The organism is Vibrio sp. RC2502 (assembly GCF_054850435.1).
This window is the reverse complement of the sequence record NZ_CM141453.1, coordinates 1,787,225-1,800,593: the sequence shown is the minus strand read 5'-3', so window position 1 is coordinate 1,800,593 and position 13,369 is coordinate 1,787,225. Positions and strand designations below refer to the sequence as shown.

The following is a 13,369-nucleotide window of genomic DNA, read 5'->3' as shown; positions in this document are numbered from 1 at the left end:
GGGTAGCTTGCTTAAAATCAGCGGCACTTTATTTCGTTGAACATGCCGATTTGGTTGATTCTCATGAGTTGGAATGGCTTTATTCACCATTTCTCTTCGCTCCCACTGTCGGCTTTCAGTTCGATACTTTCTCCTTTCGGCACTATATGCATTTCCAGATTTAGCGATGATAAGATGCGAAATAGAGTCTGAATCCTGGTGGTCTCTGGATTAATCTCAAACTTGGAAATAGTGTCTTGTTTTAGACCCACGGGGTCGGCAGCCTTAGCTTGCGACAGGTTCTTGTGTTTTCTTTCGTCACGCAGATGTATTGCTAACTGCCTAGATGATGTTATCAACATAACAATTCCTCGTATTTACCCGCGATAGAGGGTAGTTTGTGCTTTACCCGCAGTCAAGGGTAAAAAGGAAAAACAGCCCCATCGGGGCTGTTGGTTCTATTCTACTTTTTGTTTGAGTTCTTCGATTTTTCTTCTTAATGCTACTGCTTTTATATCAGTTTTTGATGAGTCACGGTCACGAAGCTTTAGAGGGGTTAGCTTAGAAAAGACTTTAACGAATCTCATAAGGCTAGCTTTGTCTTCAAGGTTAAACTTACGCTTACTGCGCATATGCTCAACAGATTCTTTATCATCTTCTTTAAAGAGAAACTCGTTATAGTAAGTATCAGGCATTCTTGCTGCTCTGAGTCTGTTTTTCACTCTGTACAAAGCCTGATGGATTTCTTGTGCTTCAAGAACATCAATCTCATCTTCACCCTCTAGCTCGTCAAAAGCATCTGATGCTTGATGTATCAATGCAGCAATCTTGCAGACTTGCTCTTCTTTTGAATTAATAACAACGCTTTGCTTTTCATGCAGTTCTTCTTTTCTGTACTTTTTATATAACTCGTTAGCTGGTCTAAAGTGAGACATGATCTCGTCAAAGTTGTGCTCAGTAATTTCGTACTTTCCAGATTTCGCTTCTTCAGTGCCATATTTGGCAATGAGGTGTTTTATAGAACGCGGAGAGGAGGGGGCAGTGATCGGTAGCTTTATTAATGTTATATGTGTTGCGTTGCCGCTACTATTTATTAACTCAGGATCTCGGACAATAATGTAAAGTATCTTGCCACTTTTGTTTTTTTGAAATCGCGGTAGGGGAGATTTCTTTTGTTTTGGTGTTACTGTAACGTTATCAGTTAATTCATTATTTATTTTTTTAAAAATACTCATATTATTATCTTTTTATTATTATTTGTTGTTATATTTTAATTATAGCATTTAAATTTATAATATAAACTATAATGTTATTGTTTGTATTAAATTCATCAGTTAATTTTTTATTTTTAAATGATGGTGAGTTTTTCTATTTATATTACAAAAATAAAAAAGAGAGCTTCAGCCCTCTTTTTTGCATTAATATGTATTTTCAGCGATATCTTTTGGTTTCTTCTTGATGTTGCGTCTTCTGTTCTGCTTTTTGTTGTCAGAAAAAATACCTTCGTTTTTATATGTTTTTTCTATTTGTTCAATGGCTTGGTTAATTGCTAGGTCTTGATCTTCATGTGCCGCGACAGGGGTTATTTTCAATTCCCAGTGGTTCTTCTTGCTTAGTTCGAAAAAGATTAGAAGCAGATGATAGAAGAATTTACTTAGCGTTTTAGATGCCGAGTATATGCCTTGTTCCTGCTCATAAATTGCGTGAACGAAAGCTTTGTCGCGTTTTTTGATGCGCTTACCGTGATAGAGCCAGAAATCTATCGCATCTTCCATAGCTTTTTGATGTTGCTTTTTACACGAGGTAATGAAGAAGTTAAACATGTGTTTATCCCATTCCTCCATTTGTTTTTTTACTTTATCAGCATGTGCCTCAGCATCTCTTCTTACTGTTTCAAATCTTTGCTCTGCAAAATCTTTTTGCGATTCAAACAATTCTCTAACTTCGTAATTTTCAATTTGTGACTCGTCATAGTTACTTATAATGTTTGCATCACTTGCTAGAACACCAGATTTTATCAAGCCGCCGAGGGTGAACTTGTTACCGCTCCTGAGCTTAGAAGCGGGTATGATGAAGTCATTGTATTTGTAAACAAGACCAACGAATTTTTCGTTGCTTCTGTCTTCTTTAAGTATTGTTTCGACGCCATTTCTTAACAGTGCTATTTGATAAAGAGCTAAGCTCGCTTTAGTAGTGTGCTCATCGCTTACACCTAGTTTCTCTAGATTTTTGGCTCTAGCTCGTACTAGCGCTGGCAGCTCTTTAATGCTTGACTCAACTAAGCGTCTCATCATCAACTTCACTGAGTGAGAGTACTTGTCAGAAACGACTGCTTCGCCCCTTGCTAATATCTCTGATGAGTTTTCTAGCTGTATTAATCCAAACTCTTTTTCTTGTTCGCGCATGATTTCTTGTGCAGCTTCAACAGACATCCAGTTGCTGATGACTTTGTTTGTTTCCAAGTCTTGTGTTGATACAGTTATGTGTACGTGCTGAGAATCAGTATCTTCGTGTCTAAACGCGATGTAGCGTGCGTTTTCGTAACCTAGGTGATTCATAGTCTTTTTTACTGTTTTACGCCACTGCTTGTCTGTAAGTCGCTCTCCTTCGTCTATAGATATGACGAAGTGGCGGAAAGGGTGTTTGACTGTAGGGTTGTGCTTATAGCTGCTTTGCAGTTCAGTGATAGCATCGTGCCAGTCAGCGCCAGTAGCCAGTTCGCTCATCTCAACTGGAATGGATTCGATTTCATTAGCGCAGATGAAGAAGGAGTGTCCTTGGGATACTGGAGCATGTTTTGTTTTACCAGCTCCGTACTTCACTAGGTTGTCGGCGTCTTTTTGTTTAGCGCCATATTCCACGAGGTTCTGAGCGTCCTTAGCGGTTTGCTGACTTCTTGTGCATTCTAGTTCTGTAAATATCATTTTATTGTCTCTTTATTATTATCGTTAGTGAGAAAGTAATAAGAAATGGTAGATAAACCCGCCTTAAAAATAAGGCGGGAGTTTAGGCTTTATAATTCAGCTTCTTCTAGTATCTTTTGTTTGCATATCTCATCTAACTGACGCGAAGATAAGTACTTTAAAGCTAGTATTTTAGCTGTTGCTGATGAGTGAGAATCTATTGCTAGCTTGCGTATAATATTAACGATCTTCTCAAGTTCTTTAATGCCTCTACTCAGTTCAGCTATCTCAGCGCTGTCAGCATCCTCAAGATCTTCTGCAAGCACTTGCAGGGCTTTTGATAGCTCCTTGGTTTCTTTAAAGTAGTTTGAATACGCTTCGTCATTGTTTGGTCGTGGTTCGACTTGATTTAAAGCTACGTCTCTAAGAAAAGCAGCGTTAGAGCGGTAGTTGTAACTTTTCTTGTTAGCGATGAAGCGCTCGTGCTGTTCTGCTGTTATATGTGTTTTTAATGCAATATTGTATAAGTCTTTAGTTTCTTTGCGCTCTTCTTTGAATCCGTTTTTCACTGCATCGAGGATGCGAAGTGATTCAGTAACAACATCATCGTTAAAGCTATCTGCATTATTTTTAGCGTAAATACTTTTTAAAATGCAATTACAAAAACGCGCATGAGAACTTAGCGTAAGTTTAGATGTGTTTGAAAAAGGTGGAAGTAGGGAAGGTACAACAACTTGTAATTCTTCTAAGCTGTAATCTGTTTTCTCAATAAGCGATCTTAGCTTATCTTTATTTTCTCTTTTAGTGTTGGATACTATTTCTCTTATTGCGTCATTTAGTTCTTCTTTTAATGATAAGTTCATTTTATTATTTCTCTTTTTATTATTATTATTTTATTTTTATTATCTATAGAGCAACAGCGTGCGACTTAGCGATAACTGCGAAGCATGTTAGCGCAACCGACTAGCGGGAGGCTAAAGCTACAAACGACCTATTTGGAACAAATAGGGAAGAGCAGTATCCGCTTGTTAATTTCTTTTTTCTTATATTATAACCATAAATACTATGAAATTATAATTTATTTTTATTCTTTACTTTATATAACCAGGTTTAATTTGTTGGTTGTTTTAAAAGCTATCGCACTAATAAATATAAATATTTAGATTATTTAAAATGATAAAAGGTGATTTATTTTAAATTTTCAAATAACAAAGTAAATGCTATTTATATTTTTCATGCACTATTTATTATGCTATTTATTTTTTGTAAATTAAATTGTTTTTCTTATGGGTGTCTATATTTTATGGTTTAACTTTTGGTTGAATGTAGGTATAAAAACCATAATTTTTAATGTTATCTTGATAAGATAATAATAAGTTTATTAACCGAGGGCTAATATGTTATTGGTTTGTTTATATGTTAAATCGTCTGTGTTGTTGGAGTTCTTTTCCTTATTGTAAACTTTTCTCGTTTAGACACATACATAGAAGAATCAGCCAGTTCAATCATATCCTGACTGGTTTTAGTTGGGTTATCAGAGTGCTTGTCGTATAAATAATATCCTGTTGAAACTGTAACTTTGATTTTTTGTGCATTGAAGCTCAGTGGGTTGGTTTGTTTAAGTAATTCATCTAGTGCCAAGCACCATTCATGTACTTGACTTTCTGTGTAATTTGGTAAGATCGCAATAAATTCGTCTCCTCCTAGACGGGATATGCAGTGTGCAGGCTTTTCTAATAATTTTAAAGTTGAACCAAAGAGTTTCAACGCCTCATCACCTAAGATATGACCACCATAATCATTGATTAATTTTAAATTATCCATATCCATAAATACTACAGCTATAGTATGAATCTCATTGTTTTTCAAAGACGAATCTATAGCGTTCAGGGCAGCTTCACGGCTCTTAAGCTTTGTTAGATAATCATGATTAAGTCGTGATTCAAGTTGCGTGATTTTTTGCATAAGTTCTTTGTTTTTTTGCTCTAAATGAAAAATCGTTTCTTGCAGCGTTTTCTCGTAGCGAGAGTTAACTCTGTCTTCGTGTCTCTCAATAGAATCAAATACCATCATTCACCCAACATCAGTTTTAACACAGGCGTTGAGAATACATAGTACTACGTCGTAATGTGTCGTATTTGTTTTGCTTATTATCCAACAGAAGTATCAATAACAGATTTTAATTTGCATAGAGAGCTGATCTAAACCTGAGCTATGTGGAGGTGATTCTTATTGTAATCCATATCGAGATATTGATTGATTTGCGTTCATGTGACTTTTTCTGTCTTCGTTTGTTGACCATTACGCCTAATGATAGTTCAAGAGGTAAATTCGCTTGTGGTTTAATAACGTATTGATACGTGTTGAATACTGAAGAATAGACAGTTTATCTGCTTAGAAAGGGCGATATCTTTTAGGGGAACTTTATCAACCTTGAGCTTGTCATCTGCGGCCAGTACTTTGGGTGGAGAGCAATCTTCGGGGCTTCAGCATCTAGCAGTTTCTCAACCAGCAACTTTTTGAGTCTGGCATTTCTTCTTTTAGTGTTTTTAGACGAGCTTCAGAGGGCATCCAGTGCAGCGTATGTAAACCATCCTAGATTCAAAGCTTGCCGCAAAGCGCTCGGGCTGAAATACCTTCTTTCGCTCCCTCTAAAATGGCAATGGTTTGCTTTTCATTGAGCGTTTTTTTTGGATATATGCACATTGCTCGATATTAACTGAATTAGATTAAGGGGACCTAGCCAGGTTATATACGACACATTATGTCAGAAGTTGATGTACTCTTCATTTTGTTGAATTGCCAGGCGAAGTGACGAACTCATAGTTGCATAAAAAGAACAAAAAGCGTATTAATATTTAGAATTATAAATAAAAAAATCAATGTGTTGTATGAAATTTATCCGTTTCACGCGTAGTGTTCACGAACCTCACAATGAGTCGGATATCTTTTGAATCATCATATTCTATACAAGTTGGATCAGATGGCTAAGCGAGCAAGCACCCAAGAATCTTTAGTAATTGCGTTTGAAATTTTGAAACGTATTCCTAAATTTCATCAAACTACAGCAAAAGAACTACATGAACAACTGTGTCAAATAGGTTTAGTACGTGATTTGCGAAGTGTCCAACGGACGTTGGAGATGCTTTGCGAACATTTTGATATTGTGCGCGATGATCGTAGTAAGCCATATGGTTATCGGTGGGATAGAAACAGTGAAAGTCTGGCGTTACAAAACCTAACACCTCAAGAAGCGCTACTGTTGGCATTGTCCCAAGAGTATTTGACGCATCTTCTACCTGCTAACTTACTTTCGTCACTTGATGGGTTCTTCCAAGAAGCTAAATACCAACTTAATCCTAGCTTAATCAATAGTAAGGAGCGTCAGTGGTTAAAAAAAGTTGCTGTTGTTAGTGAAACTCAACCTTTACTTCCACCTAAAATTGACTCCTGTGTTTTTCAAGAAATTAGCAACGCGCTTTATCATAATCGTCTATTAAACATCGAGTACTATAATGCTCGACAAGAACATAAGTCAGGAATAGTGATGCCCTTGGGGTTAGCGCAACAAGGGCATAGACTTTACCTTGTTTGTCGTTTTGATGGATATGATAATGAGCGTAGTTTAGCCATTCATAGAATTACAAAAGCAGCTAGTTCGACGTTCACATTTGAGCGCCCCAAAACATTCAAGCTAAGTCAGTATGATGCTGATGGCAGGTTTCGTTTTGGTGAAGGGGAGAAGTGCTCTCTGTCGTTCTCTATCACAAAGGAAGCTGGTTTCCATCTTACCGAAACACCATTGTCAACAGATCAAACTATTACTGAGTCAGACAAACATTATAACGTGTTTGCGACAGTAGTTCGTTCTAAGCAACTCCAGCATTGGTTAGATGGCTTCAAAGAAAATATTTGGGATGTGAATTTGGCAAGCATCGAAAATTAACATGTTATCCCAGAGCCTAAGCCTTATAAAAACTGCGCAATAGCAGATGATTAGGTTTCGTTTTTAAAAACAACAATGTAAGAGTCGAAGCTTATCAATAGGCGGAATTGTTAAGTATTAGAAAAGAGAACAATATGTATACTAAACTAATATCTAAATGGAAAATTCCATCTGAATTGTCAGAAAAAGTCGGATTATTCGTGGAACCCAACAAAACATTTGACACTATTCTAGCGAGAGATGTGGAGCTGTTTAAAAAAGAAGCTAGTTCGTTTAGTCCTATACTTGAGCTACTAAATAGTTGCTATAGCACAGTTCAGAATGTCTTGTCAGCAGAACGTTGGGTCAGTTTAGATAATGAAATATATTTTGATAAGCGGGTTGTTGGCTTTTGGTTGATTAAGTCGCAGCCGAATTGCTTTAAAGATTATCACTCAGGAACAGAGTTAAGTTATGTCGAAGATGATATAAATAATATAATCCTTGATCCAGTTAATGAATGGTCAATTCCAAATTTAGCTGAACTAGACTCTTTGACTGAGTTAAGTAATGCTCCATTTAATACGTATAGTAAGCGACCTGTAAACTACCAGCATGCACTTTTTGATTACAATGACCTAGTGACTGGTTTTCATTTTGATAAAGAAAAAAGACATGATTGTTCCACTGGGAAAGCTTTACCATTTTTATCTTCAGATTTGAAAGAGATGTCAGATAGAGATCTGTTTATAGAAATTCTCCAGCGCGGTTTTAGGCTAGTAGAGCTAAAAAATAACGAAGATTATGAAACGCTATTAAAAATTTTCCATCTTGGGGATAAGAGCCTTTTCAACAAATATACAAATATTGCTGATGAAGTAATAGACAAGGCAGTAACACAGAAGGTAGTTAATTCGCTTCTTATTGAAGATACAATACGGGCCGATATTAGCCCTTACCATAAGAAAATCCTTGATGATACCGAGTTGGGTCATTGGTCATTGTGGCAAGATGAGCTAGATACTGATGCTTCTATTACCATCGATCTACCAACCAAACTCGTTGCACGAGATCCAAAGACAAGCATCAATGATGGTGTTGTATCAATTGACTTCGGTACAAAAAGCACAGTTGTTGTATATCAGAAAGATAACGTCAACATTCACCCGATGCGTATTGGTACTGGTGACCTTAGTAAAGAGATTGCTTCTCATCACTATGAAAACCCAACCATCATGGAGTTTATCAATCTAGAGTCATTTACGAGTGCCTATAATGCTAAAGCAAACAAACCTTATACTCGTTGGAAAGATCTAACAATATCTCACACTGCACAAAACTCAATGCAAGGTAGTGAGTCAAGCAAATTCAACACTTTCTTAGATGAAATTAAGCAGTGGGCGGGTGATAAAAACAGAAAGCTTAAGATCGTAGATCAGCATGGAAAGGTTATCGATTTACCTCCATTTCTTGAGTTGAAAGATGATGATTTCAATCCAATTGAAATCTATGCCTATTACTTAGGTTTGTATATTAATAACCTCAATAACGGTATCTTTATGGATTACATTCTCTCTTTCCCTGTTACGTATGAAATGCCAATTCGTGACAAGATTATCGAGAGTTTTGAAAAAGGTCTTAAGAAGTCGCTTCCTGCTGAACTTGGCGAAAAAACGATTAACCAGATCACGGTGACCAAAGGTGCAAGCGAACCTGCTGCTTATGCATTGACTGCTTTACAGCAGTACGGTTTTGATCCAGAAGGTGATGAGCGTGTGTTTTATGGCGTATTTGATTTCGGTGGTGGTACTACAGACTTTGATTTTGGCATCTACAGTGAACCAACAGATCCCAAAGATAAAAGACGCTTTGACTACGTGATTGAACACTTTGGTGCGGGTGGTGACAAGTTCTTAGGTGGTGAAAATCTATTGGAGCTTCTTGCTTTTGAAGTATTTAAAAAGAATAAGAGTGCTTTGCTTGAAAAAAGCATTCAGTTTGAAAAACATCCAGAGAGAGATGCGTTTGCAGGGAGTGAGCAGCTCCTAAGTAACTCCCAAGAAGCAAGAGTGAACACCAAGCAACTTTGTATTGCTTTACGTCCATTCTGGGAAGAACATGAGGACTTTTCATTCGATGCGTCTGGTGAGCTTTCAGTGACTTTGACAGATATTAATGGTGTTCGACACTCTGCTTTTGCTCTAGATATTGATTTAGAAGAGCTGAATCAAATCTTGTCAGATCGTATTGAACGAGGAGTTGAGAATTTCTTTGATGCGTTACGTTTGGCATTTAGTAATAGTCGGTTAACATTAACAGATATCGATAATGTGAAAATTTTCCTTGCTGGTAATTCTAGTCAATCAAGCTTTGTAAATACTCTATTTAACAAACATATAGCTATACAGCACCAAGACATGGGTGTGTCTGAAGGTGAGAGCCGTTTTGAGCTGTTTGCTCCTTTAGGGACTGATAAGAATGATGTTGAGAAGCCTACGGGTAAAACTGGCGTTGCATTTGGCCTTATCGAGTCTCGTGATGGTGGCAGCGTAAAAGTTGTCGATCATAATATTGCAGATGAAGATGTTCGCTTCAAATACTACCTAGGTGAAAGTCGTAAGAAAAAATTCAAGCCTCTAATCGATAGAGAGATGAAGTTAAATCAGTGGTATGACTTCATAGATGCTTATTATGACACGTTTGAAATCTTCTTTACGGAACAGCCAAGTTCAAGCACTGGTCAGATGTCGATAGGTGACAGTAGCATTAAAAAGAAAGTAGTTAAGCTTGATGTAACGAATGAAGAAGCTCTTGTTTATATTAAGTTAGTATCACCAACCGCAATCGAGTATGTCGTGGCAAATGAAGCAGATATTGTTAACGAGCAATACATAAACGAAATTCAACGTATTGAACTATAAGGTAAAAGAATGATTGTTCCTCCGACCCTGATCCCAAGTATTATTACAACAATTACCAAGATTGCATCTAGCATTGGTCCCATGATTGCCAAGTATGCCCCGATGGTCATTGAGGTTGTTGGTAAAAACTTGCCGAAAGTTGTCAATACAGTAGAGGCCATCAGCCTGGTGGCTGATGTATTAAAACCTAACGAACGTGCTGACGAGCTTGGCGCGAAGGCAATGGCAGCGGAAAAGACACCAGAAGATTTCGAACAGATCAATGATTACATCGATTATTTGCGAAATGATGTAATCATTGATGAAGAAAACCTTAGCACTGATGCTGTTGATGTAATAACACGTCAAGCTGTTGGTGTTGCAATTGCCGTAAAAGGTATGGGGCAAGCTTTGGAAGCAGATGTTTCGATTCCATTCTTAAACGCTATCAGTGAGCTTGATATCGATCCGAAAGTCGTTATTGCCCTTGTGAAATCTTATGAATCAAGTGGTTTAAATTCAGATGATGTTCAAAAGTATTTGGGTGATTCTTTGAGTATTGAGGATACTCACCGACATAGTAATGTATTCGTTAATGCTTATCAGACTGCCAATCCAACGATGAGTGTGGAAGAAGCAGAAGATGCTGTAATGGATTTACGCTAAGGATTTATGATGTCAGACAAAGCGTTAGCAGAACTAATTCGAACAGCAGAGCATAAAGTTGAATCCAGAGAATACTTAGAGAAACCAACCTGGCTTAATGACCATGACTTTACTTTATATCACATAAAAGAAGTCACTTTTGATGAAGACTCGCCGAGAAAAGAAGCGTTTGAGAATGTATTGAGTTCACTCAGCATTGAAGGGGTTATATTCATCTATGTGCTATTAAGTGATGGTAAAAAGGTCAATTTCTTATTTGGTATAGCTAAGGATAAAAAATACAAAGGTGAATTAGTTCTTGATGTTGATGATATAGGCGAATCAATTCTAAAGCCCTCACTCGAAGGTAACTTTAGAGGTAGTGTTGTAAGGCGCCTAGATAAAGTAGAGCGTGTCGTAGTAAAAAGCACCATAGAGTCATATGCTCATATAGCAAAGTTAGACGGAGTACCGAGTGTTCATGAAGATAATGAACAATTTCAAGGGGTTGACCGCCTAGTTGATATTATGAATGGTGATAATTTCTGCTTGATGGTAATGGCAGATCCTCTATCTCTACGAGAAATCAATCAGATAGAGAGCCAGTTATATAGTATTTACAACAAGCTTTTGCCTCTATCGAAAAAAAGTGTTCAGGATGGCGATAATTTTTCAACGACTCAAGGCACGTCGGAAGGATCAACTGACACTACCTCAACAGGGGAAAATGACGGAATTAGTATTACTAAGAATACAGGGAAATCAGTAACAATAACTACTGGAACAAACAAAACTGGTAGCAGCGAGCAAACCTCACGAAGCGCTGCTGAAATTGACCATCATAAACATCAAAATGGTTCTGAAGCGAAAACTAAAGGGACAACGACTTCAAAATCAATTGCTAAAAATGTGGGTAGCAATACATCAAATCAAAAAGGCAGGTCATCAAGCGAGTCACGAGAGTATGGTGATAAATCAATACAAGAATGGCTTACCTATATTGATGAGGTATTATTGAAACGCGTACAGGTTGGAAAAAATAAAGGTCTTTATTTATCTAATGTTTACCTTTTTTCTGACTCGATAGCAAGTGTACTAAAACTTGGGAATACAGCTCGATCTATATTTTCTGGTGAGGACATAAATAAATCACCTTTAACGTTTAAGAACGTAGCCAATCCAAATGAGCTAAATGCGGTAAAGAATTTCCAATTCCCCATGCTTAAAAAAAATTATAAGGATTCGCTTGATGGAAGTATTAGCAATGAACAGCAACTAGATTTACTTTTTTCTAGAAAGCCATTTAATCGTTATTTGTGTAATTGGTTGTCGACTAATGAGTTGAGTGTAGTTGCAGGTTTGCCTCAAAAAGAGATAGTCGGCTTAACACTGAAAGAAGAAGTCGAGTTTGGTTTGAATGTGAGTTCAGATATCGAAAATGAAAACCAACTCTATCTAGGTAATCTAGTGAAAAGTGGTTTACATCAAAATATCGATGTCAATATAGACAAGAGAGATCTTGATAAGCACACCTTTATCGCTGGAGTTACGGGTAGTGGTAAGACAACGACTTGTCATCGTTTACTTGAGTCAGCAAAAATGCCATTCTTGGTAATAGAACCTGCAAAAACAGAGTATCGGGTATTAACCAAGAAGAACAAAAACATTCTTATTTTTACTCTTGGTAACGATAATATTGCCCCCTTCAGGTTGAATCCTTTTGAGTTCTTTCCGCACGAAAACATTACTTCTCGTGTTGATATGATCAAAGCAAGTATCGAATCTGCTTTTGATATGGAAGCGGCAATACCTCAGTTAATAGAAGCTTCAATCTATAGAAGCTACGAGAATAAAGGTTGGAATATTGCGACGTCTAAGAACAAGCGATTTGATGATCCGTTCGCTCCAGGTGTTTATGCGTTCCCTACCTTGAGTGACCTGATTGCTATGACTGAACAAGTCGTTATGGAACAGGGATTTGATGACAGGCTGAAACAAGATTATATAGGCTCCATTAAGGCTAGATTGCAAGGTTTACTTATTGGTTCAAAAGGGCTAATGCTAGATACCCCTCGCTCTATTAACTTTAAAGACTTAGCGACTAAAAATGTGATTTTAGAGCTTGAAGAAATTCGCAATCCAAGTGAAAAGTCGCTTGTTATGGGCTTTGTGCTAGCTAACTTAAATGAAGCGATTAGAGCTAATTATTATGAGTATCAGAGTGAAGGAAAGAAGTTCCGTCACATTACTTTGATCGAAGAAGCGCACCGATTGCTATCGAAATTTGAACCAGGAGATAGCCAGAATAAGAAACAAGGTGTTGAAGCGTTTGCCGATATGTTGGCAGAGGTTCGTAAGTATGGTGAGTCACTCATTATCGTAGACCAAATTCCAAATAAACTCACACCAGAAGTGTTAAAAAATACCAACACAAAGATCATTCATAAGCTTTTCGCAAAAGATGACAAAGAAGCTGTGGGTAATACGATGGCTCTTTCTGATGAACAGAAAGACTTTCTATCCAACCTTGAACCTGGCCGAGTGATATTATCCAGTTCAGGTATGAGCAAACCGCTTCAAGTTCAGATCAAAGAACTTGTTAGTACGACCAATGAAAAAGATGTGTCTCCTAGCGACATTAGTCAACTTGCTCTTGCTTACTATGCAAAGAATTATAAGTCAGGTTTAATTCAGGGCTTAGAGCTATTAGAAGAGGAGCCTTCTATTGATGACGTGGATAAGTTTCTTCATGGTGAAATTGCAGAAGCCTGGTATGACACGTTAGGCAAAGAAAAAGATAGACGCAGACTTATTCAATGTTTGGAGAAGTTTGGCTGGGAGTTTATGTATCAATATATTTCTTTATGTTGCTACAACCCAAGTAGTGCAAAAGATAAAGAGACCCGAGAAGGTACATTGTATGACTTCCTCTCATGCTTAAATGAAGATAGCGAAACTCGCATTTCAATATATCAGCGAGATGAATTCAGAAAAGATATCAAAGTGAGAGGCTAGGA

General features: G+C 37.3%; 9 protein-coding genes. 4 read left to right on the top strand and 5 right to left on the bottom strand.

The window, feature by feature from the left end; all coding sequences use genetic code 11:
- Nucleotides 1-83: 83 nt before the first annotated feature.
- The 5 genes from ACYJZR_RS08540 to ACYJZR_RS08520 all read right to left on the bottom strand — a co-directional run bounded on the left by ACYJZR_RS08540 (nucleotide 84) and on the right by ACYJZR_RS08520 (nucleotide 4,955).
- Nucleotides 84-341, bottom strand: a complete 258-nt coding sequence (locus ACYJZR_RS08540; protein ID WP_025593110.1) for a helix-turn-helix domain-containing protein — start codon at nucleotides 339-341, stop codon at nucleotides 84-86.
- 96 nt (nucleotides 342-437) lie between these two features.
- On the bottom strand, nucleotides 438-1,214 hold the full coding sequence (locus ACYJZR_RS08535) for a hypothetical protein (protein ID WP_025591604.1): 777 nt from the start codon (nucleotides 1,212-1,214) through the stop codon (nucleotides 438-440).
- Between the two features lie 183 nt (nucleotides 1,215-1,397).
- Nucleotides 1,398-2,903: a relaxase/mobilization nuclease domain-containing protein gene (locus ACYJZR_RS08530; protein WP_042780545.1), complete on the bottom strand. Its 1,506-nt coding sequence runs from the start codon at nucleotides 2,901-2,903 to the stop codon at nucleotides 1,398-1,400.
- A gap of 89 nt (nucleotides 2,904-2,992) precedes the next feature.
- Nucleotides 2,993-3,745: a hypothetical protein gene (locus ACYJZR_RS08525; protein ID WP_042780546.1), complete on the bottom strand. Its 753-nt coding sequence runs from the start codon at nucleotides 3,743-3,745 to the stop codon at nucleotides 2,993-2,995.
- A gap of 556 nt (nucleotides 3,746-4,301) precedes the next feature.
- The gene (locus ACYJZR_RS08520; RefSeq protein ID WP_049879076.1) at nucleotides 4,302-4,955 is read right to left on the bottom strand and encodes a GGDEF domain-containing protein; all 654 of its coding nucleotides are present in this window, start codon (nucleotides 4,953-4,955) and stop codon (nucleotides 4,302-4,304) included.
- Nucleotides 4,956-5,865: 910 nt separating this feature from the next.
- On the opposite strand from ACYJZR_RS08520, the gene ACYJZR_RS08515 reads away from it, so the two are divergent.
- The 4 genes from ACYJZR_RS08515 (at nucleotide 5,866) to ACYJZR_RS08500 (ending at nucleotide 13,367) form a co-directional block, all read left to right on the top strand.
- The gene (locus tag ACYJZR_RS08515; protein ID WP_025499140.1) at nucleotides 5,866-6,828 is read left to right on the top strand and encodes a helix-turn-helix transcriptional regulator; all 963 of its coding nucleotides are present in this window, start codon (nucleotides 5,866-5,868) and stop codon (nucleotides 6,826-6,828) included.
- A gap of 134 nt (nucleotides 6,829-6,962) precedes the next feature.
- Nucleotides 6,963-9,728 (top strand): molecular chaperone DnaK, encoded by a 2,766-nt coding sequence (locus ACYJZR_RS08510; RefSeq protein WP_461715804.1) that lies wholly within the window; start codon nucleotides 6,963-6,965, stop codon nucleotides 9,726-9,728.
- Between the two features lie 9 nt (nucleotides 9,729-9,737).
- Nucleotides 9,738-10,373, top strand: coding sequence for a hypothetical protein (locus tag ACYJZR_RS08505; protein WP_079856076.1), 636 nt, complete (start codon nucleotides 9,738-9,740; stop codon nucleotides 10,371-10,373).
- 9 nt (nucleotides 10,374-10,382) lie between these two features.
- Nucleotides 10,383-13,367 (top strand): ATP-binding protein, encoded by a 2,985-nt coding sequence (locus ACYJZR_RS08500; protein ID WP_461715803.1) that lies wholly within the window; start codon nucleotides 10,383-10,385, stop codon nucleotides 13,365-13,367.
- The last annotated feature ends 2 nt before the right edge of the window (nucleotides 13,368-13,369 follow it).